Below are 22,129 nucleotides of genomic sequence, written 5' to 3'. Positions count from 1 at the left end.
CCATTTGCAACCGGTTGCAAAACTTGTATCGTGAGAATAGGACTCTCGCAAGCTGCATTCGGCATTGCACCTCAATTTTCCTAAAGGAGCCCGCAGACATGTCCGCGCAACATGACACTGTTTACCTGACAACGGCGCAGGCGATCATTCGCTGGCTGTCGAACCAATTTATCGAGATCGATGGACAGGAATATCGTTTATGTGGCGGGGGTTTCGGGATTTTCGGCCATGGCAACGTGACCTGCCTGGGAGAGGCCCTGAATACCGTGCGGGATGAGTTGCCACTCTATCGTGGGCAGAATGAACAGAGCATGGGATTCGCGGCCGCAGGATATGCCAAGCAGTGGCTGCGTCAGCGATTCATGTTCTGCACCGCCAGCGCGGGACCCGGTACCGCGAATCTGCTGACTGCCGCCGGGCTTGCCCATGCCAATCGCTTGCCGATGCTGATGCTGTGCGGGGATACATTCATCACCCGCTTGCCTGATCCGGTTCTGCAGCAGATGGAGAACTACTATGACCCGACCTTCGGCGTGAATGACGCCTTCAAGCCGGTCAGCCGCTATTGGGATCGCATCACGCATCCGGCACAGGTCATTCAATCTCTGCCCGCCGCCATTGCGACGATGCTGGACCCGGGCGATTGCGGGCCTGCTTTCCTCGGGTTGCCGCAAGACGTGCAGGGTTGGACCTATGACTACCCGGTGAAGTTCTTTGAAAAGAAAGTCCACCGCATTCGTCGCCAATCGCCTGATGCGGATGAGATCGCTGATGCGGTTGCCGCGCTGGCAGGCGCGAAACGCCCGATGATCATCGCAGGCGGCGGCGTTCAGTATTCCAAAGCTGTCACCGAACTGACTGAGTTTGCCGAGAAGCACCAGATCCCGGTCGTCGAAACCATCGCAGGCCGCGCCAACATGCTGGCAACCCATCCGCTGAATATCGGCCCGATTGGCGTGACGGGTTCAGACAGTGCCAATGCGATTGCAGAAAAGGCCGATGTGATCGTCGCAGTCGGCACGCGGCTACAGGATTTCACAACCGGATCGTGGACCGCCTTTGACAAGGACGCTCAGTTCATCTCGATCAACGCAGCGCGGCATGATGCGGGCAAGCACATGTCCTTGCCGGTTGTGGGGGATGCAAAGTTATCTTTGAAGTCTCTAACACAGGCAGTTGACTATACCGCTCCTGCTGAGTGGGTCTCGTTGGCGCAGGAAGAGCGGCACAAGTGGGATGCCTATGTGGCCGAGAATGTCTCCTACGGAAACCGTCCGAATTCCTACGCTCAAGCCATCGGCGTCGTGAATGAGCTGTGCGACACGCGCGACCGTGTGGTTGCCGCTGCTGGGGGATTGCCCGCCGAGGTTACAGCCAACTGGCGCACTCTGGATATCGGTACCGTCGATGTCGAGTTCGGCTTTTCCTGCATGGGCTATGAGATCGCAGGCGCCTGGGGTGCGCGCATTGCCCAATCCGAGCGCGAGCCTGAGAAAGACACCATCACCTTCTGCGGTGACGGCTCGTACATGATGTTGAATTCAGACATCTATTCCTCGGTCTTGAGCCGCAAGAAGATGATCGTGCTGGTGCTGGACAATGGTGGCTTTGCGGTCATCAACAAACTGCAGAACAACACCGGCAACGAAAGCTTCAACAACCTGCTGGAAGATTGCCCGACCATTCCCGAAGCCTTCGGCGTTGATTTCGTGGCCCACGCGGCTTCGATGGGAGCCACAAGCGAGAAGGTCGCGAACCCGGCAGAACTGACCGAAGCGTTCAAGCGCGCGAAGGCCAGCGACAAAACTTACGTAATTGTGATGGATGTGGATGCCTACGAAGGTTGGACGACCGAAGGACATGCCTGGTGGGAGGTTGGAACCCCTCATACCTCGGCCGATGAAAACGTGCGCAATGCCCATGTTGAATGGGAAACCACTCGTGAAAAGCAGCGTAAGGGTATCTGATGAAACGGTTTACAGCAGAGACAGCCGATCCTGACGTCATCGTTGATGAGTTGCTGAATGGCGGCGGAGCGGTTGCCATCTCAGGCCTGTTCACACCCGAGGAAATCGCCGAGGCCCGCGCGATCGTCATGGAGCATTCCGAGGCGGCGGCCGAGAAAGTGACGCATTTTCAGGGGGCCGCAGAAGAAGATGGCAAGCTGAACCTGCAACGCCGTGTGTGGAACCTTTTGGCGAAGGGTGACGTGTTTTCTCGCCTGGCCGCTCACCCGGTTTTGATGAAGATCCTCCGCAAGTTTCTGGGGACCGAGTTCATCATGGGCTCGATCGCTGCCAACCGCATCCTACCGGGCGGTCCGGGGCAAGAGCCGCATGTCGACTATCCCTATTGGGATTTTCACAGCCCCGAAACGCATCCCATGGGTCTGAATGGGTCATTTCCGATGAACGCGCAGGTCTCGGTTTTGCTGGACCCGTTCACTAAGGAAAGCGGCGCGACCGGCTATGTACCCGGATCGCAGAAAGAGCTGCGGTATCCCACACCTGAAGACAAGTTCTTCGACAAATGCGAGCAGATGACCGGTGAGCCCGGCGATGTTGCTCTTTTCTATGGCGTGACATGGCATTGCGCGATGCCAAACAATGCAGATCACGACCGCAGTGCGATCCTGATCCAGTACCTGCCCAAATGGGTCAAACCGATGGAAGATATGCCTGCTGCGCTACCGCAAGATTTCCTCAATCAAGCAAGCCCCGACATGCGGCAATTGCTGGGTCTGAACTATCCCTACCCCGAGGTGCTTGATGCTGCGCGGGCAGGCAATACCGAGGGGCGCAAGTGACACTAGTCAAAGGCATAAAAGGCAACCGCTTTGCCGTGTTCGGACGCGCGGGTATGGATTTGTTTGCTGGTCCCATCGGCACCAAAAGCGTTGATGCGGATACGTTCCATGCCGATCTGGGCGGCTCAAGCGCCAATATCTGCGCGGGGCTGGTCAAGCTTGGCGGTCAAGCCGCGTTGGTTACATCTGTATCAGATGATGCAGTCGGCCGATTCTGTGTGAACCAGCTGCAGGATTATGGCGTTGAAACGCGATATGTCCGTGCTGTGGGCGGCGAGGCGCGTACGTCCTTGGCTGTCTACGAAAGCTGCATCGAAGACTTTCAGAATGTCATCTACCGCAACGGCGCCGCCGATTTTCAGGTGACCGAAGCTGATATGGATGCGGTGGATTATACCTCGTTTTCTGCCCTGATCACGGCAGGCACAGTGTTTGCGGCAGAGCCTTCACGCTCGGCTACGTTTCGCGCGTTTGAAAACGCGCGCGCCGCTGGTTTACCAGTGATCTTCGACATTGATTATCGTCCCTATAGTTGGCCCTCGGCGCAGGTGGCCTCAGATGTTCTGACCCGCGCTGGGAACGAAAGTGATCTAATCGTCGGCAACGACGAAGAATTCGGCTTTATGGCGGGCGGCATTGAAAAGGGGCTAGACAAAGCCCGTGAACTGGCTGCCAACGGCAAGATGGTGGTCTACAAGATGGGCCATGAAGGGGCCATCACCCTGACCGACGGGCAAGAGATCCGCACCGGCATCTACCCGGTCACCGCTGTGAAACCCAATGGCGCGGGCGACAGCTTCCTGGCCGGTCTGCTGGCCTCAATCGCGGCGGGGCATGACCTGCGCGACGCAGTGCTGCGCGGCTCGGCCTGCGCGTCCATCGTCGTATCGAAACCCGGTTGCGCCGGGGCCATGCCGACCACGCCTGAACTTGACGATTTTCTGGCCCGACACCCGGGCCCCACGGATACCTGAAAGGAGACGCAGATGCATATCGCGCCCCATGACAACCAGAACAAACCTATTGTCGATGCCGACAATGATCTGGTGCCGCTGAACTATTTCAACATCGTCAAGCTAAAAAAGGGCGAAGTGTTCGAATACGCGGTACCTGGCTATGAGACTTGCATTGTGCCTGCCACTGGCACTGTAGATGTGGATGTGGACGGAGCGATTTATACCAACCTCGGCAACCGCACCATCGACGTCTGGGATGGCGACCCCGAAGGTGTCTATGTACCCGTCGGCGCTAAGGTTCGCATTACTTGCGTGACGGACGAGACCGAGACCTTCATAGCGGGCGCTAAGTTCGACCGCGTGCTTGAGCCTTTTGATGTCCGCGTGCCCGAGCTGGATCTGGTTCAATACGGTTCTGACGACACCAAAACGCACCGCAAGATCAAACACATTCTTGGCGCAAACCACCACGACAAGGTGGGCCGCCTGCTGGTGTCTGAACTTTTCACCGTGGGTCAAGGCGGTTGGTCTGGTTTTCCTAGCCACAAACACGACACCGACCGCAAAGGTGACGATGGCGAGATGATCGAAACCCGCCATGACGAGACCTACAATTTCCGCTTCCGGCCCGACTATGGCTCGGGCATCCAGATGCTCCAGCGTGAGGACAACAAGCCGGGCGATGCCTATCACATCATGGATGGTTCAACGATCATGATCGACAAAGGCTATCACCCTTGCGCGGTTCTGCCGGGGTACGAAATGTACTATTTCACCATCCTCGGCGGCCTCAGCCAGCGCTCGCTAAAACAGTACTTCCAACCGACCCATGCAGCCCAACTGCACACCATCCCCGGAATCATGGACATGGTGGCCAAGTTCAAATGAGCCTTGTGACATTATCGGACGCGCTGCAACCCGCGCTGCGTGGCGGCTATGCCGTGGCCGGGCTGGTGACTTTGGGCTGGGAGGATATGCGCGCCTATGTGGCCGCCGCCGAAGCCGAAGGCGTGCCTATCATCCTACAAGCCGGTCCATCCTGCCGCGAACACACGCCGCTGCCGGTTCTGGGCAAGATGTTCCGCCATTTGGCCGAGGGGGCAAGCGTACCTGTCGTGGCCCATCTGGATCACGGCTACACCCATGAAGACTGCCGCATCGCCATCGACAGTGGCTTCACTTCGGTCATGTTCGACGGCTCGCGCAAGCCATTGGAGCAGAACATTGCCGAGACCGCAGCGATTGCCGAAATGGCCCATTCTGCCGGTGTTTCCTGCGAAGGTGAAATCGGTTTTGTTGGCTATTCCGGCGGCGAGGGTTCGGACGGCACTGATCCGGATGAGGCCGCGCAATTCGCCCATGAGACCGGCGTCGACGCGATGGCAATCTCGGTCGGCAACGTCCATCTGCAACAGAATAAAGAAGGTGGCTTGGACGAGGGCCGCATCCGCGCTATCGAAGCCGTGACTGAAGTACCGCTGGTGATCCATGGCGGTTCAGGGGTACCGGTCACACAGCGCTCTGCTCTGGCACGCGGGTCGAAAATCTGCAAATTCAACATCGGGACCGAATTGCGGATGGCATTTGGTAATGCCTTGCGTACTGCCGTAAATGCCGACCCGGACAGGTTCGACCGCGTTCAAATCTTGAAAGAAACACATGAACCGGTGGTCGAGGCGACACGCCGGGTTCTACAAGCCTTCAAAGGGGCATGAGATGCTGAATATCGGCTTACTGGGCTGCGGACGGATCGGGCAGGTTCATGCGCGCTCGATCGGGCAGATTGATGGCGCGCGAGTCAGCGCGGTGGCAGATGCGTTTGCGGAGCCGGCTCAGATGCTGGCCGACAAAACCGGCGCACAGGCCCTGTCGGCGGAAGACCTGATTGGAAGTGCGGATGTTGACGCTGTTGTCATCGGCACCCCGACCGATACCCACTACGATCTGATCCACAAAGCCGCGAATGCTGGCAAAGCGATCTTCTGCGAAAAGCCAGTTGATATGTCCGCAAACCGCATCCGCGACTGCATCAAAGTTGTCGAAGCCACCGGCGTGCCCTTCATGACGGCCTTCAACCGCCGCTTTGATCCCAGCTTTGCCAATATCCAGTCCCGTATCGCCAACGGCGAAATCGGAAACGTCGAGATCGTCACCATCCTGTCCCGCGACCCCTCGCCGCCACCAATCAGTTATATCGAAAGCTCGGGTGGGCTGTTCCGCGATATGATGATCCACGATCTGGATATGGCGCGCTTCCTGCTGGGTGAAGAACCAATCAGCGTCTACGCGGTTGGCTCATCACTAGTCGACCCCGAGATCGGCAAGGCCGGAGATGTCGATACCGCTGCTGTCACCCTGACCACGGCGAGCGGCAAGATTTGCCAGATTTCAAACTCACGCCGGGCAAGCTATGGCTATGACCAACGCATTGAAGTTCATGGTGAGAAGGGCATGTTGCGGGCTGAAAACATGCTGGAAAATGCGGTCGAGATTGCGACACCTGCCGGGTTTCAGAAATCCCCCGCGCGACATTTCTTCCTTGAGCGATATGAAAGCGCCTATCGGGCAGAAATGGGACACTTCGTTGATGCGGTGTCTCGCGCATCCTCTCCCTCTCCAGGTATCGTTGACGGGTTACGGGCGCAGGAACTGGCAGATGCGGCAGACACTTCCTTGAAGCAGGGATCGGTTGTGAAGCTCGCTTAATGCCTCACAAACTGAAATGAGGGATGAGGTACGACGCGCTGCACTCGTACCCCCTCAAGAAATCACCAGACATCCTCCAAGCGCGCCGTAACTGCTTGGTATCCGCATGAGATGTCCGGAATGTGTCTGAAAGATTAAATTTTTCGGGCGTTGTGCAAACCGACATACGTGGTTACTCGCTTCGAGCACGCGGCACGCCGTGGAGCCAGTGTTGCGATCTTTTGCAGATACAGGGCCAAGTTTGGCGGGATGAACGTTCGGGTGCGAAGGATCTGCGAACGCCGCGGGACGAGAACAACTGTCTGCGACGGATGTTGGCGCCTGTCATGCTAGATAACGGGGCAATGAAGGTTCTTTCGACAAAAAAACTTACGGCGATTTTTCGTCCTCCGTTGATCCAGGGACAATAGTCAGGCGTGTGAACTGAACGGCCTGTTTAAGTCAGTCTTCCAATACCAGATACAATATCGGGGTAATGAAGTCCTTCGCGAGCAATAGCGGGAATTGGAGAATGAACGTCGCCAGTCCGACTATCCATTTGCCAATAGGTGATCGCCTGAAATCACCGTAAAGCGTCGTCTGGACATTCTGCCGTCTACGCCAATCTCAACCGTGCCACCCAAACTGCTTCGCCTGAGCTACTCAAGGGCTCCATTCAGCAAGCCTCGACCGGCCCTCTAATCTACAGAAAGAAATGAGGATTGATGCTAAATCCAGACGGCCCGGATCAACGTGCTGGATCACGCCATGGGAGATCCGGCGCGGAACCAAAGCTGATCTCAAACTACCCACAAGACCTTGAAGGGTTGGCCACTTTGGTTCCAATAGATTCAAATAATCGGGTTCGTTGGGCGGCCCTTCTCGTGTTACAAGCTATTAATTCATTGCTGTAATTCCGAAATATCAACTGGGAGATATGGCAAGCCTCACCATTGGAGCTTGCAAATCTAATCGGGCTAACAGCAGCATAATCCATGTTTGCAATTATCTCTCAAAACTTTGGGCGACTACGCTTGAATTTCCTAAGTGCAATCAAACAAAAATGAACGTCTCGTCACAAAATATTTTTAGGCATTTTGGGGATCTGGTACCGGATCAGCGGATGTGCAGGTCGAACGAATTGCCACAGACTCTGGCTGTACGCAGAAAAGCTGTTATGTTTCCACCAAGCCAACGGGGAACGCTGCCAAATATACATCAGTACAAAAACAAGAAGCAGCTGCAATCTCCCCTCGAGCCAACAGGGACAAATAAACATGAATAATCGTTTGCGCAAAATCACCATCGTTGGGGGTGGTACAGCCGGTTGGATGACCGCGCTGATCTTGGACATGGTGTTTTCACGCACTTCGGCGCCTAAGGATCGCCCGCGTATTTGCCTGATCGAGAGCCCCAATATCTCAACCGTGGGCGTTGGGGAAGCAACTGTACCGCGTATGCCGGTCACGCTCCGCCAGGCGGGTATTGCCGAGAGGGATTTTTTCCGCGAAACCAACGCGTCATTCAAGCTGGGTGTGAAGTTCTGTAACTGGAACAACGACGCGAAGGGCAATCGCGTTGATTATGTAAACCCGTTTGCGCATGGTCAATTGCTGGAAGGGTTGGAAGCAGCCGAATATTTCCTACGATTTGGCAATGGCGATCGGGACTTTACGCAATCGATCTCACCGCATGATGATCTTGCTCGCCTGTGCAAAGGGGCGCGGCCCTTAGGTGCACCCGAATTCGAGCAGCGGTTTGGTTATGCCTATCATCTGGATGCCGTGAAATTTGCGGGTATGTTGACCAAAGTCTGCACTAAGCGTGGCGTTGAACATATTCAGGATGAAGTTCAATCGGTCGAGCTGGATGAGCACGGTAACGTCAGTCATTTGATGTTAGAGCGCAAGGGCCGCCATGAAATCGAGATGGTCATTGATTGCACCGGCTTCCGCGGGTTGATCATCAATCAGGCTCTGGGCGAGCCATTTATGGATTATTCCGAATACCTGCCTAACGATCGCGCAATGGCCCTGCAGATCGAACATCCCGATCCGGAGAGGATCGAAAGCGTCACTCGGTCGACAGCTCTTGGTGCAGGTTGGACGTGGCGGGTGCCACTCTACAATCGTGTGGGCACGGGCTATGTGTATTCATCGGCGCATCGTACCGATGATCAAGCGGCGGATGAATATCTGGAGTGGCTGGGTGACAGCGGCAAGGGTCTGACACCCCGCGTGATCCCGATGCGCGTCGGCCGCGTACGCAATGCGTGGGTCAAGAACTGCCTTGCGATAGGTCTGTCCGGTGGGTTCATCGAACCGCTTGAAAGTACCGCAATCCATATGATCGATCATGCAATACGCTGGTTCGCTGAACATTTGCCGACACGCGATATCGAGCCAGCGCTGCGCAATCGGTATAACCGTCAGATGAACAAGCTCTACGACGAAGTTCTAGATTTCATCTGTCTGCACTACCGATTGGGCAACCGCACCGATGATCAATACTGGATCGACGCCCGCACCGAGATGAAGATCCCGGATCGGTTGGCTGAGAACCTAGAGCTGTGGCAGCACCGCCTGCCGATGGAACACGATATCGAGTTTGCAACGCTGTTCAATTTCCGCGTTTATCAGACCGTCCTTTTGGGCAAACAGGTCTATGATACTGGCTATGGCACGGGCATACGCGATCGCATTCGGCCGTTGAAGAAACCGATTTGGTTCCAGTGGTGGAAAGGTGCGAAAATGGACCTCGCGCAAATCCTCAAATCAATGCCAGATCACAAAACGTTGCTGCGCGATATCCGAGGAGAGCTGGAGAAACCCGCCTTTGGTAAAGCGGCTGTTGCGAAACCAACAGTCGCGATGCCGGGCACGGCTCCGGCTCCTGTGGTTGTGCAGAACATGCCGAACTTCGCCGAAATTCAAAGTGGCGCGAAGGACTTGCAGCTATTCTAGGGCAGTATTGCAAACGCAACAGAGCGTCTTCCAATACGTTGTAGCAGCACGCATAGCCCACCAATTGCTGGTCAGGTTCTATTTTTAGCGAATAGGCCACTGACCAGCTCATGGTTTGGTATGTCTTTGCGGTCCTATGGATAGCATTCGATGGGGTTTCGGCCAGTTTCAAGGACGGCTTACGATGATGTCCGGAACGATACCGGCCTTGTCGATTGCTGTTTCAATATCGTGTCCAGCAAAGAAACCGTAACCTGAGACCAAAGCCGATGCGATCCCTGCTGCGTTTGCACCCAAAATATCTGTATGCAAGCTGTCGCCGACCATAAGAACGCGGGACTTGTCGATGGATCCCAGCCGTTTGAATGCCAGATCGAAAATGTTGCCGAACGGCTTTCCGAAGAATTCCGGGACCACACCAGTTCGGTCGGCGAGACGATGTGCGAACAGGCCAGGTTCAATTGAAAAGCCACTTTCTCGGGGGGCAACAATATCCGGGTTGCCGACCAATACAGGTCGCTGCCGCTTTGACAAAGCAGACTCCAACAAAGCCTGCCGCGCTTCGGTCCAGGCCGCAGACCCAATCATCAAAAATCCGTCGACCGCATCATAGGGTGTTGGATCTTCTTCCAGATAGGTCAGGTTCAAACCTTCCAGATCGCGAAGGCCCGTGCTTGGTGTTGCCATCAACCCCCAGTGCAGCTCGCGTTGCAAATCAAGATTTGCAAGCAGCGTTGCGCGGCTGGTGATGACATCCTGCGAAGCAAAATCATAGCCAAGCCGAGTGTATTTCTCGATCAATGCCGCATGAGGGAACCCGGCAGCATTCGAAACCACAAGAACGCGCTTTCCCATGGCCTTTAGATTTGCGACCCGTTCAGGCGTACCGGGGATAGCGGTTTCACCAATGTTAAGAACTCCGAACGCATCCAAAAGGAAGACGTCAAACTCATCGGCTACATCTTCAAGTGTTTCCACCCGACGAAAGGACTGGCCAGTAGCGTCAGCAGAGGGCAGACGATGCCGCGCAGCTTCGTATGCATCGAACGCCTCTTCAATCGAGATTTGGCTCAAATGATCGCCCCCCGCACTTTGGCAGAGACCCATTCGCTGATCATCACGGCAATCAGGATGACAATCAGGATCAGGCTGACCTGCGGCCATGCCAGGACATTGAGCGAAGCCGATAGTTGCAGTCCGATACCCCCCGCTCCGACCAGGCCAAGAACCGTGGATTCGCGGATGTTGATATCCCAGCGAAAAACGGCGATGCCTGCAAAGGCGGGCAGAATTTGTGGGACGATGCCATAAGCCATGATCTGCCAGCGCGATGCGCCGGTGGCCGTTATGGCCTCGACCTGAGTGTGGTCGATTTCTTCTATGGCTTCATAAAGCAGCTTGGCGCAAAACCCGATAGACCGGATCGCGATGGCGATAACGCCTGCGAAAACCCCGGGACCGATGATTGCGATCAGCAGGAGGGCCCAGATCAACGAGTTGATCGAACGGGTTGAAACGATGATCAGAAGAGCAACAGGCCGGATGAAAACGGCCGAGGGCGTGGTATTGCGCGCAGCCAGAAAAGCGACTGGTACGGCAAGAAACAAGGCGATGATCGTGCCGAGCGTGGCAATATTCAGCGTGTCCCAGATCGGACGCCCCAATTGCGTAATATAATCCCATTTTGGTGGTGTCGCACGGGTCCAGATGTCATTTGCGATGCGCGGTGCATCCCAGACAAAGAACCATGTCGTCGACGCCGAGATGATCTGCCAGCAATAGACAAAAACTGCGACGCCCAAAAGCCAGCCAAACCAGCGAACAAGGCTTTGCCCGGTCGTTCGCCTGCGCCAAATCTGCGTACCTTCCTGTTCCAGAACCGGCATTACTGTACCCTCGCGCGAATGATACCCGAGAGGTATTCGAGCGCCATGACGATCCCGATAATAAGGATCAGTATGGCGGCAGCGGTGTCGTATTCGTAGCGATCGAAGGCTGTGTTCAGCGTCGCTCCGATGCCACCCGCACCCACAAGCCCCAAGATGGCGCTTTCGCGGAAATTGATATCGATCCGGTACATTGAAAGACCAACCAGTCGCGGCATGACCTGAGGCTGCACGCCGTAATTGATCCACTGCATCCAGCGTGCGCCCGAGGCTTTGATGGCTTCAGCCTGCACTTTGTCCATGGCCTCGATATCTTCAGCCAGAAGTTTCGACAGAAACCCGATGGTGGCGAATGAGAGAGTTAGGAAACCTGCCAAAGGACCAAAGCCAAAGATCGCAACCAACAGGATCGCTACAATGATCTCTTGCAAGGCACGGCTGATGGCGACAATGCCGCGGCAGATGACGTAGATGGGCAGAGGAGCGATGTTGCGTGCAGCACCCAGCCCGATCGGGATCGAAATCAGGATGCCCACAACAGACGCCGCAACAGTCATGACAATGCTTTCCAGCAAACCGCTCCAGATATCGCTCCAGCGCGATATAAAATCGGGGCTGGTGAAGGCCAGTACAAAGGCCCAGCCGCGATCCAGCCCTTCATAAACCCGACCCCAATCGACCTCGATGGTCAGAAAGGCGGCAATCAGGTAGGCAACAAAACCAACAATCAGAGCCCAGCGGAGCATCGCGTTCTTAACAAACGGCGGTTTGCGCCACCCCTTACCAAGAACGTCATCAAGTTCGGTGTGGCTCATTCTGCGGCCTCGATCTCTTCGTCTTCGTCCACTTTTTCAATCGTGGCTTCCCAGTCTTCTTCACCGTAGATTTCGGTTAGTTTGTCGGGGGTAAGACCGGTGGGGAGGCCGTCATATACTATCTCGCCAAATCGAAGGCCCACGACACGCGGCACGAACATCTGCGCAAGCGCCACGTCGTGAATGTTGATGATCGCTGCCAATCCGCGTTCCTGACAAAGCTCGGTAATCAACCGCATGATCTGACGGCTGGTTTTGGGGTCCAAAGAGGCAGTTGGCTCGTCCACCAGCAAAAGTTTGGGGTTCTGAATCAGAGCGCGGCAGATGCCGACCCTCTGGCGCTGACCGCCCGACAGTTCATCGGCGCGTTTGTCTGCCATATGCAGCAGTCCGACCCGATCTAGCAGACGAAAGGCTTCATCGACATCAGATTGAGGGTATCGCCGCAGGAAGCTGCGCCAAAAGCCGACATATCCCAACCGCCCTGACAGGACGTTTTCCATAACCGTCAGGCGTTCAACGAGCGCATATTCTTGAAAGATCATACCCATTTCGCGTCGCGCTTTGCGCAACCCGCCTGAGCCAAGTTTGGTCAGGTCGGTATCATCCAGCATAACAGCGCCACTTGTCGGCTCAACCAGTCGATTGATGCAGCGGATCATCGTGGATTTGCCTGCGCCGGATGGGCCGATCAAAGCAAGCACCTGTCCCTTGGGCACATCAAGATTGATTGCTTTTAACGCCTGATCCCCGGTTCTGTAAGTTTTGGTAAGCTCTTGAAGCCGCAGCATTTAATACCCCTGTAAGGGTTGAGACGGGCCCGACGGGACCCGTCATTATAGTATCGGATTATTGGCAGGCGTAGGAAACGCCGTTTGCCGCATCAATCTTGCGGATCACGTCCCAGAATTCCTGATAGGTCATTTCGAGGAACTGGCCTTCGTTCGATTTTGAGAACTCAGCCTCAAGTGTCGTGCCGTCCCATTCGAAACTGAAGAAAGCGTTGCGGATTTTCTCCTGCAGTTCCGGAGTCAGGTTGTACACGGTGCCAAAGCCGGTCGTCGGGAAAGTCTGCGATTTGTAGATCGTGATGACGTCGTCTTCGTTGATCACATCTCGCGAGATCATCCGCGATTTGACCGAGTTTGCGATCGAAGCAGCCAGATAGTCCTTGTTGGCCACACCGAGGATCGAGTTGTCATGTTTGCCGGAATAGACTGGTTCGAAATCACGTTCGGGCAACAGATCAAAGTCGCTTTTCAGAATAGCCGACGGTGCCTTGAATCCCGAGTTCGAAGTGGGTGAAGTAAAGGCCAGTTGCTTGCCCTTGATGTCCTCGACCTTTTCGATGCCAGAGCCTGGATAGGTAATGATCTCCATTTCATACCCGAAGTTACCATCTTTTGAGGCCATAATCGTGAAAGGACGGAACCCGGCGCAGTTCACCGCCAGCGGGTTAGAACCGGTGTTGAAACCCGCGATATGCAGGCGTCCAGACCGCATCGCCTCGATCTGGGCAGCGTTGTTCTGAACCGGGAAAAAGACAACATCTTTACCGGTTTCAGCTTTCAAATGGTCAAGAAAGTCCGACCACGCGGTTTTGTAAACGGCTGGGTCCTCGACCGGAGTGTAGGCGAAGATCAATGTGTCGGGATCGATCTGTTCGGAAGGATCGGTGGGGATGTCCGCGATCAGATCACCGTCGGCATCGCAGAACCGTTCATCCAGATCACCGCGCGGACAATCCTGAGCCGACGCAGCCCCGCCCAACGACAAAAGTGCAAATGCTGATGCTCCGATCAGTAATTTCACGTCAATATTCATATTATTCCTCCCAGTTATGCGTGGCCGTCACTGTCCACAGTTAGTCGTTCTTTGAAATGGATTCTCCGATAAGAATGGCAACGCCGGCTGCATTGATAGAGCCCAGCAAATCACCTCTCGGCTTTGTGTCGGTAATGATGGAATCCAGCCCATCAAGATCACCTACCTGCGACAGGCCTTTGCGCCCGAATTTTTCTGAATCAATCAGCAAATGCCGTTTTGCTGATCGCGCCAACATCTTTTGTTTGACCGCAGCAAACCCCTGCACGGTCTCAGACGGGCCCTCGGCCGAAATTCCGGATGCCCCGATCATGCATTGATCGACATTGAAACGGGACAGGTATTCGAGCGTATCAGTGCCGATAATGGCCGATTCCTCGGCAAGATACTCGCCTGGGCACAAGAGAACCTGGGTGGGCGAATGGCCAAGTGTCATCGCAACGGGGATCGAGTTTGTTATCACCGTGCACTCAGTTCCCTGATAAGAAAGCGCGCGCGCCATCTCAACCGTGGTCGAACCGGAATCAATCATCACCGTATCGCCATCTTGAATCAACGCAGCCGCACATCTTCCAATTCGTTCACGCTCCTCCGTACGCGCATTAGTCCGTTCATCAAGACTTGGATATCGTCCCTGTGTGGGCGCAGATGCCCCGCCATGTGCGCGTGCGATCAGCCCGTCTTCTGACAAGGCATCGAAATCCCGGCGCACGGTTTCTGCCGACACATTGAACCGCTGCGCCAGCTCACTGATCCGGACATGCGGGCGCAACTTCAGTTCAAGCAGGATCTCTCGACGGCGATCGGATTTTTTAACCCGAGCCTGACTTTTTTCAGACCTCATCCCGCGTGTTTCTGTTTTGGACATCCGGCAACCCGACTCGGCTTCACATTCACTTTTGTGGTGTTTCGGGCGTTTTGCAACTATTTCTGTTGCAAAACCCTCATATTGTTGTGAGACTTCGGAAAACATTGCCTCTTTCGAAGTCCCGGATCAATGTATGGATTGGCTGGTTGGCATCGCAGGGAACGGTAATTGAACGGACATACAGAATGCGCGATGGCCACGTTCGAGGAACAACGAAAGTCTGAAGGAAAAAGCACATAATACACCGGGAAAACCGGACGCAATGAACCAAACAGGGAGAGAAAATAATGAAGAGATTTACGTCTACCGCATTGGGCTCGCTAATCGCCCTTGCAGCTTCAATGTCAGCAGCCCAAGCAGACAAGCTGACTCTTTATTGCTCTGCTCAAGAGGATTGGTGTCAGCTGATGGCGCGCAGCTTTGAAGATGCGACCGGCATCGACGTCAACATGACACGTAAATCCTCGGGTGAGACATTTGCTCAGATTCGTGCAGAAAGCTCCAACCCTAAGGGTGACGTCTGGTGGGGTGGCACCGGTGATCCGCATCTTCAGGCCGCAGAAGAGGGTCTGACAATGGAATACGTCTCGCCCATGCGCGATCAGCTTCATGACTGGGCGATTTCTCAGGCTGAAAGTGCCGGTAACAGAACCATCGGCATCTATTCCGGTGCGCTTGGTTACGGCTACAATGCCGATCTTGTCGCCGCAAACAACCTGCCCGAACCGGCGTGCTGGAAGGATCTTTTGAAGCCCGAATACAAGGGTCATGTTCAGATGGCGAACCCAAATTCGTCAGGTACGGCCTACACGACACTTGCCTCAATGGTGCAGATTTTTGGCGAGGATGAGGGCTTTGACTTCATGAAAGGCCTGCATTCGAACATCAACCAATACACCAAATCGGGCTCGGCCCCGATCAAGGCTGCGGGGCGCGGCGAAAATACCATCGGTATTGTCTTTATGCATGACGCGGTAAAGCAGGCCGTGTCGGGTTTCCCGATCAAGGTCGTCGCGCCGTGCGAAGGAACTGGGTACGAGATTGGTTCGATGTCGATCATCGACGGAGCTCGCAACGAAGAAGAGGCCAAGAAGTTTTATGACTGGGCGTTGTCGCCCGAAGCACAGAACCTTGCCCTTCAGGTCAACGCATTTCAGGTGCCGTCAAACAAAGGCGCCGAGACGTCCGAAAGCGCTCCGGACATGAGCCAGATCAAGCTGATCGACTATGACTTCAAGAAATACGGCTCGTCGGATGAGCGCAAGCGCTTGCTGCAAAAATGGGACGAAGAGGTTTCGGTACTGCCGCAGTAAATGACTGACGACACGACAAAAACGACCCATCCGGTTCTGATCTTCTGGGTCATCGCCGGGTGGGTCGGATTCTGCCTGCTGCCGTGGTACATGGTTGACGGTGGCCTGTGGTCGTTCGAGTGGCTTCTGGACGGCTACCCTTTCGACGAAGATTATGCTCCAGCAGCCTTTCTGATCGGGCAAGGTGAAAAGCTGTGGCTTGCGCCGCTTCTTATCGCTCTACTGTTGCCGCTTTCGGTACTAAGACGCGCCAAATCAGATCCGCTCTATGCGCGCATTCTGATCCTGTCAGGGGCGCTGGGCTTCGGCTGGCTGATCGCACAAGGCTTTAGCATCGGAATCCGAGGCTACAATTTCGATTGGCTGGAGTCTGTGTTCGGAGAACTCGGGGATCGGCAATTCGGCATGGGCTATGGCGCGATGATCTGCGCGTCGAGTTTTCTGTTCCTTCTAACCCAGGGTGTCGCCGCACGTGGGGCGATTAACGGAGACGTCTTCGTGGTCAGCGCCATCGGTGGTGTGATCACCATCGTCACCGCGTTTGTATTCTTTCCCATCGCCAAGATGTTGTTCGCGGCCTTTGTGACGGAGGATGGCGCGTACTCCATCGCGGTTTTTTTCTCGAAGTTCTTTGACGACCGGCTTTGGGGGCTGGGATGTTTCTGGGGTGCGCGATGTGGGGCGGCCTGGAACTCACTATTCCTCGCCATTTTGGTTGGTTTCATCACCACGGCACTTGGCCTGTGCTTTGCGCTTGTCGTGACCCGCTCGGGCTTTCGCTACAAGCGCGCATTGCGCGCTCTCACGGTTCTGCCGATCATCACGCCACCCTTTGTGATCGGACTAGCGCTGATCCTGCTGTTTGGCCTTTCGGGCTCGGTCACGCAGTTCTTTGCAGAGCTATTCGGCACACAACCCACGCGCTGGCTGTATGGCATGCCAGGTGTTCTGATTGCACAGACTTTGGCATTTACACCCATCGCCTTCCTTGTGCTCATTGGCGTCGTTGAAGGGGTGTCTCCTTCGATGGAAGAAGCGGCCCAGACATTGCGTGCGAACAGATGGCAGACATTCAAAACTGTTTCCCTGCCGCTGATGCGCCCGGGCCTTGCCAATGCCTTCCTTCTCGGCTTCATCGAAAGCATGGCTGATTTTGGCAACCCACTTGTGCTGGGTGGCAATTTTGATGTGCTGTCGACCGAGATCTTCTTTGCAATTGTTGGTGCGCAATACGATCAGGGCCGCGCTGCGGTTCTGGCTATGGTGTTGTTGTTCTTTACGCTTTCTGCATTTTACGCGCAGCGGGCTTGGCTGGGTAAAAAGAGCTACACCACTGTCACTGGCAAAGGGGACGCTGGCGTACATCCATTGATGCCAACCGGCCTTTCCATCCCGGTGCTGACAGTCGCCCTTGGCTGGGCGGTATTCACCATCGTCGTTTATGCCATGATCGTATACGGCAGCGTGGTTGAATTGTGGGGGGTCAATAATTCCCTGACGTTCAAACACTACGTCACTGCCTTCTCGGTTCGATTTGAGGCTGAAGGCATTCGCTGGACTGGCGCTGCGTGGGATAGTTTCTGGACCACCATAACGATCGCCGCAATCGCTGCGCCGTTAACCGCTGCTGTGGGCCTGGTGACAGCTTATCTTCTGACCCGACAGAGTTTCGCGGGTAAAGACGCCTTTGAGTTCGGCACCATGCTATCCTTTGCCATCCCCGGCACCGTGATTGGCGTCAGCTACATTCTGGCCTTCAACGTACCACCGATCGAGATCACGGGCACGGGTGTTATCCTTGTTGTCAGCTTCATATTCCGCAACATGCCGGTCGGTGTCCGAGCCGGTATCGCCAGCATGTCGCAATTGGATCGCAGTCTGGACGAGTCCTCGCTGACCCTTGGCGCAAATTCCTGGCAGACTTTCCGCCGGATCATCCTGCCACTACTTCGACCGGCGATCCTTGCAGCACTGGTCTACAGTTTCGTGCGGGCCATGACGGCGATATCCGCTGTAATCTTTCTGGTCAGCGCGGAATATGACATGGCGACAAGCTACATCATCGGGCGGGTCGAAAATAACGACTATGGTCTCGCCATTGCCTATTCCACCACACTGATCTTTGTAATGCTGTCAGTGGTTGCCTTGATGCAGTTGATCGTGGGCCGGACCAAGATCGGGCGACGAATGACGCAGTCGCGGACCAATGTTTAGGAGAGTTTGACATGAGCCTGCAGTCCAAAGCCGCGCCGGTTCGGTTCGAGTCCGTGACAAAGATGTTCGGCAAGGATGTCGTTGCCGTCGACAATATCAACTTGCATGTCGAAGCTGGAAAGCTGGTTACGCTGCTGGGCCCTTCAGGCTGTGGCAAGACAACGACGCTGAGGATGATCGCAGGGCTTGAGATGGCAACCTCGGGCAAGATCACCATCGGGGATCGCGACGTAACCAAGCTGCCCGCGACGGATCGGGACGTGTCGATGGTGTTCCAGTCATACGCTCTGTTTCCCCATATGAGTGTGCTTGAGAATGTTATGTATGGCCTCACGTTCTCGGGCTTTGCCAAAGACGAGGCCCGCAGCCGCGCTCTGGACGGTTTGGAGCTGGTTGGCCTGAAAGGTTTTGATGGCCGTTTGCCATCAGAGTTGTCTGGCGGACAGCAGCAGCGCGTCGCCGTTGCGCGGGCTTTGGTATTGGAGCCACAGGTGCTGCTATTTGACGAACCTCTGTCTAATCTCGACGCGAAACTGCGCCGCCAGGTGCGCGAGGATATCAGGGCCATCCAACAGGATCTTGGCCTGACGGTCGTCTATGTGACACATGATCAGGAAGAGGCCTTGGCGGTATCAGACGAAATTGTCGTGATGCGGAATGCCGCCATCGCGCAGATCGGTACGCCACGCCAGCTCTACGATGCACCCAATGATCGCTTCGTTGCGGATTTTATTGGCGAAGCCAACTTGCTGGCTTGTCAGATCATCTCTGTCGAAGGAGATATGGCAACGATCGAGATCGAGGGCTACCGCCACACGCTGTCATCTCGCGATATGCCTCAGGGGCCCGCAACTGTCGCCATCCGACCCTCGCGTCTGGTGATCGGCGCCGAGCAGGGCATCGCCGCCACCGTCGCCAAGGCAACCTATGTTGGAGTTCGCATGGAGTACACTCTGACCGGAGCGTTCGGTCAGGTCTTCGCGGTGCACGACGATGTGGATGCACCGCTTGAACCCGGTGCAGAAATTCGGATGGGTTTTGCCGAGAAAGGACCCGTGCTTTTGCCCGAATAAATGCCCAAGCTTCTGATCATCACGCATCCCGAGGTCGTAATCGACCCCAACATTCCTGTAACGGATTGGGGGCTTAGTGAAACAGGTCGTCGCCGCGCTTCCGCGTTTGCGAACGCCGAGATCTTCTCGGAGGTCTCTCAAATCTGGACCAGCACCGAGCAAAAGGCCCGCGATACGGCTGAGTTTCTAGCGACGCCCCGAGACCTGCCGGTAAATCTAAATGCGGATCTTGGCGAAAATGACCGCAGCACCACCGGTTTTCTGCCGCGCGATGCTTTTGAAGCCGCTGCTGATGCTTTCTTTGACCACCCGGCTACCAGTTTTCACGGTTGGGAAACGGCAATAGAGGCTCAACAACGCATTCATCGGGCAACGATTTCGATTGTTGAAAAACACGATGGCAACGACCTTGCCATTGTTACGCACGGGGCTGTCGGCACTCTGCTATGGTGCATCTTATCGGGCCGTCCCATTGACCGGAGATACGATCAACCCGCGCAAGGCCACTATTGGCAGGCCGATCTAAAGACGCTTGAACCGTTGAGCGGGTGGTGCTCGCTCGACTAGTCGCTCAGGTCTTCCATGCACGCTCGGCTATCTCGCGCAAAGTGTCGAACACATCCGGTGTACCTGCGATCACCCGGCCGCCATTGCGGATCATGGCATCGGCATCCTGATCCTCAATCCTGCCGCCAGCTTCTGCGATCATCAACTGACCGGCCAAGCAGTCCCATGCATTCATATGCTCTTCGACATAGCCCAGCAGCCGACCCGCAGCCACATAGGCCAATGACAGAGCACCGCTGGCGTTTCGGTGAAACATCGCTCCATGTTCGATCAGATCTGCGATAATCGGAACAACGTGGCGGGCTTCGATGCGGTTTGAATATCCGACAGCTACGGTTCCTTCCTCCAGCGCGACGCCTGAAGCGACCCGCATCGGGGCGTTATTCAGCGTTGCGCCTCCACCCCGGACGGCGACATAGCTTTCGTCGACATTTGGATCATGGATGACGCCAATCTGGGTCTGCGCATTTGACACACCGGCCAGAACGATGGTCCAGGCTGGAATCCCGTTAACAAAATTGGTTGTCCCATCGATTGGGTCGATCACCCAATCAAACCCGCTTGTCCCTTTGCTTGCACCATGCTCCTCACCAAAGACTCCATCTTCGGGCCAAGCATCCCTGATCTTGTCGCGAATAAAGGTTTCAACGTTCCGATCTGCCTCACTCACCCAATCCTGAGCGCCCTTTTGGTCGACCAGCAGCGCATCCCGATTTGCAAAATACTCGGCCGCGACTTTTCCCGCTTCCTGGCAAGTCATAACCGCAAATTCTTTTCGCTCAGAAAGTTGCAACATGGGTGCCCCTGCATTTGATGAGTAGAATGTGCACCTTGGCGGATGTGGTATCGGCTGACAACAACCTTGGGTGTAAATTTCTCAATTCACCGAAACACGTATTGATCAGCTCAGAGGAGCAAGTGTCGCATGTAGATCGGTCACATTTGTGAACATCGGTGAATGACTGAATTCTGCCTTATCCAACCGAATGCGCGGAAAGGTTTGGGTCATATATCGGACAACTTCTTCAACCTCGATTGTGATCGCGTAACGCCCCAGGCAAGAGAATACACCACCCCCGAAATTCAGATGAGCTGGCTGCCCAGCACGTTCGAGAGAAAATTTTTCAGGCTCCGGGTAATAGCGCTCATCCCAATGGGCTGCCCCGATATTTGCAAAGACCGGTGTGCCCTTGGCGATATGCACGCCACCGATTTCTACGTCCTCCAGTGCTTCGCGAGAGGTTGAGATTGATCGTGGGTGGATACGCATAACTTCGTTCACGGCAATCGGAATTGCGTCAGGATCTTCGCGCAGCCTTTGCCAGATAGCGGGGCGTGAGGCCAGTTCGATAATGGTGCTTGCGATTTGATGAGAGGAGTTGTCGGTATTCGCCTCTGCCAGTTTGATAACCCAATTCCGAAGATCGTCATCCGTAAACTCATCATTGTTCGCTGCCCGGACCAAATCCGAAATCAGATTGTCAGAAGGGGCTTCGCGCGCGGCAGCAATCCGTGCGTCCGCATAATCAAGCAGGCTTTCAAACGCCTCGACAATTTCCGGCGTCTTTTCCGGATCTCGCGTATGAACTTGCTGAACCGTGTGCGACGTCCTGGCGATATAGGACGCGTCGCCTTTGTCCGCACCGACCCAATAACAATAGACCCGCGACGGCGTGGGATCACAAAGTGCTTCGATCAGGTCGACTCTGGTATGCGTCGGGATGTCAGAAATGATGTCAGCGACAACATCCTTAATGTCTTGCCGGAACGCCTCAGAGGCGTGCGGGCTCATCAGGCGCGCTATCGGCTGTCGTAATTTGCGCCGTTTATCACCGCGGTTGTAAAAGGATATAGACTCACGTTTGTAATTTAGCGCACGTCCTTCCGGCAGGCCCAACAGATGCATCAACTTTGGATGTCCTGTGCCAAATCGACGATCCAGGATCATGTTCCTGCAAATGTCATAGTCCAAAATTTCCACGCCGCGTTTACTACGGGCGATGCGCCATTTCCGTGCATGCTCAGCAAGGGTTTGAAACGGTCGCTTCTGATACGCTTCCGATGAAAAGTCTATCTCGGGTAGTTCGGAGATTGATAGCATATCGATTGCCCCAGAGTGGTCGACTTACTAGTGCGTGTCCTTCTTCAGACTGACGTAT

At 55.1% G+C, this 22,129-nt stretch carries 19 protein-coding genes; 11 read left to right on the top strand and 8 right to left on the bottom strand.

What is annotated here, in order from left to right; genetic code table 11:
• The first annotated feature begins 98 nt into the window (after positions 1-98).
• From iolD to AC2FI7_RS15565, 7 genes are all read left to right on the top strand, one after another.
• Positions 99-1,967: a 3D-(3,5/4)-trihydroxycyclohexane-1,2-dione acylhydrolase (decyclizing) gene (gene iolD / locus AC2FI7_RS15595; protein WP_010438335.1), complete on the top strand. Its 1,869-nt coding sequence runs from the start codon at positions 99-101 to the stop codon at positions 1,965-1,967.
• On the top strand, positions 1,967-2,806 hold the full coding sequence (locus AC2FI7_RS15590) for a phytanoyl-CoA dioxygenase family protein (protein ID WP_010438332.1): 840 nt from the start codon (positions 1,967-1,969) through the stop codon (positions 2,804-2,806). Before iolD ends, AC2FI7_RS15590 begins: the two co-directional genes overlap by 1 nt.
• A complete protein-coding gene (iolC, locus tag AC2FI7_RS15585) occupies positions 2,803-3,780 on the top strand; it encodes a 5-dehydro-2-deoxygluconokinase (RefSeq protein WP_010438330.1) in 978 nt (325 codons plus the stop codon). The genes AC2FI7_RS15590 and iolC overlap by 4 nt, the downstream gene beginning before the upstream one ends.
• A 12-nt stretch (positions 3,781-3,792) precedes the next feature.
• Positions 3,793-4,650, top strand: coding sequence for a 5-deoxy-glucuronate isomerase (locus AC2FI7_RS15580; RefSeq protein WP_010438328.1), 858 nt, complete (start codon positions 3,793-3,795; stop codon positions 4,648-4,650).
• Positions 4,647-5,477 (top strand): class II fructose-bisphosphate aldolase, encoded by an 831-nt coding sequence (locus tag AC2FI7_RS15575; protein WP_010438324.1) that lies wholly within the window; start codon positions 4,647-4,649, stop codon positions 5,475-5,477. Before AC2FI7_RS15580 ends, AC2FI7_RS15575 begins: the two co-directional genes overlap by 4 nt.
• A 1-nt stretch (position 5,478) precedes the next feature.
• Positions 5,479-6,468, top strand: coding sequence for an inositol 2-dehydrogenase (iolG, locus tag AC2FI7_RS15570; protein WP_010438321.1), 990 nt, complete (start codon positions 5,479-5,481; stop codon positions 6,466-6,468).
• A gap of 1,256 nt (positions 6,469-7,724) precedes the next feature.
• On the top strand, positions 7,725-9,410 hold the full coding sequence (locus AC2FI7_RS15565) for a tryptophan halogenase family protein (protein ID WP_010438318.1): 1,686 nt from the start codon (positions 7,725-7,727) through the stop codon (positions 9,408-9,410).
• A gap of 168 nt (positions 9,411-9,578) precedes the next feature.
• On the opposite strand, the gene AC2FI7_RS15560 is transcribed toward AC2FI7_RS15565, so the two are convergent.
• From AC2FI7_RS15560 to AC2FI7_RS15535, 6 genes are read right to left on the bottom strand one after another with little or no spacing between them, the layout of a single operon-like run.
• Complete coding sequence (locus AC2FI7_RS15560) at positions 9,579-10,517, bottom strand: TIGR01459 family HAD-type hydrolase (RefSeq protein WP_496815734.1); 939 nt, start codon at positions 10,515-10,517, stop codon at positions 9,579-9,581.
• On the bottom strand, positions 10,481-11,296 hold the full coding sequence (phnE, locus tag AC2FI7_RS15555) for a phosphonate ABC transporter, permease protein PhnE (protein WP_010438311.1): 816 nt from the start codon (positions 11,294-11,296) through the stop codon (positions 10,481-10,483). Before phnE (AC2FI7_RS15555) ends, AC2FI7_RS15560 begins: the two co-directional genes overlap by 37 nt.
• On the bottom strand, positions 11,296-12,111 hold the full coding sequence (phnE, locus tag AC2FI7_RS15550) for a phosphonate ABC transporter, permease protein PhnE (RefSeq protein ID WP_010438308.1): 816 nt from the start codon (positions 12,109-12,111) through the stop codon (positions 11,296-11,298). Before phnE (AC2FI7_RS15550) ends, phnE (AC2FI7_RS15555) begins: the two co-directional genes overlap by 1 nt.
• Positions 12,108-12,902: a phosphonate ABC transporter ATP-binding protein gene (gene phnC / locus AC2FI7_RS15545; protein WP_496815733.1), complete on the bottom strand. Its 795-nt coding sequence runs from the start codon at positions 12,900-12,902 to the stop codon at positions 12,108-12,110. Before phnC ends, phnE (AC2FI7_RS15550) begins: the two co-directional genes overlap by 4 nt.
• Positions 12,903-12,960: 58 nt before the next feature.
• Positions 12,961-13,935 carry a phosphate/phosphite/phosphonate ABC transporter substrate-binding protein gene (gene phnD, locus AC2FI7_RS15540; RefSeq protein ID WP_170471462.1) on the bottom strand — a complete coding sequence of 325 codons (975 nt, stop codon included), beginning with the start codon at positions 13,933-13,935 and terminating at the stop codon, positions 12,961-12,963.
• A gap of 40 nt (positions 13,936-13,975) precedes the next feature.
• On the bottom strand, positions 13,976-14,803 hold the full coding sequence (locus tag AC2FI7_RS15535) for a DeoR/GlpR family DNA-binding transcription regulator (protein ID WP_480654600.1): 828 nt from the start codon (positions 14,801-14,803) through the stop codon (positions 13,976-13,978).
• Positions 14,804-15,090: 287 nt separating this feature from the next.
• Here AC2FI7_RS15535 and AC2FI7_RS15530 point away from each other — a divergent pair, with 287 nt between their 5' ends.
• Genes AC2FI7_RS15530 through AC2FI7_RS15515 form a run of 4 tightly spaced genes read left to right on the top strand, consistent with a single transcriptional unit; the run spans position 15,091 to position 19,970 of the window.
• Positions 15,091-16,116 (top strand): ABC transporter substrate-binding protein, encoded by a 1,026-nt coding sequence (locus AC2FI7_RS15530; RefSeq protein WP_010438296.1) that lies wholly within the window; start codon positions 15,091-15,093, stop codon positions 16,114-16,116.
• A complete protein-coding gene (locus AC2FI7_RS15525) occupies positions 16,117-18,330 on the top strand; it encodes an ABC transporter permease (protein WP_010438293.1) in 2,214 nt (737 codons plus the stop codon).
• A gap of 11 nt (positions 18,331-18,341) precedes the next feature.
• Positions 18,342-19,403 (top strand): ABC transporter ATP-binding protein, encoded by a 1,062-nt coding sequence (locus tag AC2FI7_RS15520; protein WP_010438291.1) that lies wholly within the window; start codon positions 18,342-18,344, stop codon positions 19,401-19,403.
• Positions 19,404-19,970 (top strand): histidine phosphatase family protein, encoded by a 567-nt coding sequence (locus tag AC2FI7_RS15515; RefSeq protein WP_010438289.1) that lies wholly within the window; start codon positions 19,404-19,406, stop codon positions 19,968-19,970.
• 4 nt (positions 19,971-19,974) lie between these two features.
• Here the strand turns inward: AC2FI7_RS15515 and AC2FI7_RS15510 are convergent, their stop codons facing one another.
• Positions 19,975-20,766 (bottom strand): inositol monophosphatase family protein, encoded by a 792-nt coding sequence (locus tag AC2FI7_RS15510; protein ID WP_010438286.1) that lies wholly within the window; start codon positions 20,764-20,766, stop codon positions 19,975-19,977.
• Positions 20,767-20,871: 105 nt separating this feature from the next.
• Positions 20,872-21,918, bottom strand: coding sequence for a cytochrome P450 (locus AC2FI7_RS15505; RefSeq protein WP_158005267.1), 1,047 nt, complete (start codon positions 21,916-21,918; stop codon positions 20,872-20,874).
• Positions 21,919-22,129 lie beyond the last annotated feature (211 nt).

This window comes from Ruegeria sp. YTSA064 (genome assembly GCF_059610325.1).
Note: the sequence above shows the minus strand (reverse complement) of the source record. Positions and strands in the feature narration are given on the sequence as shown.

Coding starts and splice junctions, on each gene's coding strand:
- phnD (WP_170471462.1), bottom strand. CDS start 13,935: ATGAATATTGACGTGAAATTACTGATCGGAGCATCAGCATTTGCACTT.
- AC2FI7_RS15510 (WP_010438286.1), bottom strand. CDS start 20,766: ATGTTGCAACTTTCTGAGCGAAAAGAATTTGCGGTTATGACTTGCCAG.
- AC2FI7_RS15515 (WP_010438289.1), top strand. CDS start 19,404: ATGCCCAAGCTTCTGATCATCACGCATCCCGAGGTCGTAATCGACCCC.
- AC2FI7_RS15560 (WP_496815734.1), bottom strand. CDS start 10,517: ATGGGTCTCTGCCAAAGTGCGGGGGGCGATCATTTGAGCCAAATCTCG.
- AC2FI7_RS15520 (WP_010438291.1), top strand. CDS start 18,342: ATGAGCCTGCAGTCCAAAGCCGCGCCGGTTCGGTTCGAGTCCGTGACA.
- AC2FI7_RS15525 (WP_010438293.1), top strand. CDS start 16,117: ATGACTGACGACACGACAAAAACGACCCATCCGGTTCTGATCTTCTGG.
- phnE (WP_010438308.1), bottom strand. CDS start 12,111: ATGAGCCACACCGAACTTGATGACGTTCTTGGTAAGGGGTGGCGCAAA.
- phnE (WP_010438311.1), bottom strand. CDS start 11,296: ATGCCGGTTCTGGAACAGGAAGGTACGCAGATTTGGCGCAGGCGAACG.
- AC2FI7_RS15590 (WP_010438332.1), top strand. CDS start 1,967: ATGAAACGGTTTACAGCAGAGACAGCCGATCCTGACGTCATCGTTGAT.
- AC2FI7_RS15580 (WP_010438328.1), top strand. CDS start 3,793: ATGCATATCGCGCCCCATGACAACCAGAACAAACCTATTGTCGATGCC.
- iolG (WP_010438321.1), top strand. CDS start 5,479: ATGCTGAATATCGGCTTACTGGGCTGCGGACGGATCGGGCAGGTTCAT.
- AC2FI7_RS15575 (WP_010438324.1), top strand. CDS start 4,647: ATGAGCCTTGTGACATTATCGGACGCGCTGCAACCCGCGCTGCGTGGC.
- AC2FI7_RS15535 (WP_480654600.1), bottom strand. CDS start 14,803: ATGTCCAAAACAGAAACACGCGGGATGAGGTCTGAAAAAAGTCAGGCT.
- AC2FI7_RS15505 (WP_158005267.1), bottom strand. CDS start 21,918: ATGATCCTGGATCGTCGATTTGGCACAGGACATCCAAAGTTGATGCAT.
- iolD (WP_010438335.1), top strand. CDS start 99: ATGTCCGCGCAACATGACACTGTTTACCTGACAACGGCGCAGGCGATC.
- phnC (WP_496815733.1), bottom strand. CDS start 12,902: ATGCTGCGGCTTCAAGAGCTTACCAAAACTTACAGAACCGGGGATCAG.
- AC2FI7_RS15530 (WP_010438296.1), top strand. CDS start 15,091: ATGAAGAGATTTACGTCTACCGCATTGGGCTCGCTAATCGCCCTTGCA.
- AC2FI7_RS15565 (WP_010438318.1), top strand. CDS start 7,725: ATGAATAATCGTTTGCGCAAAATCACCATCGTTGGGGGTGGTACAGCC.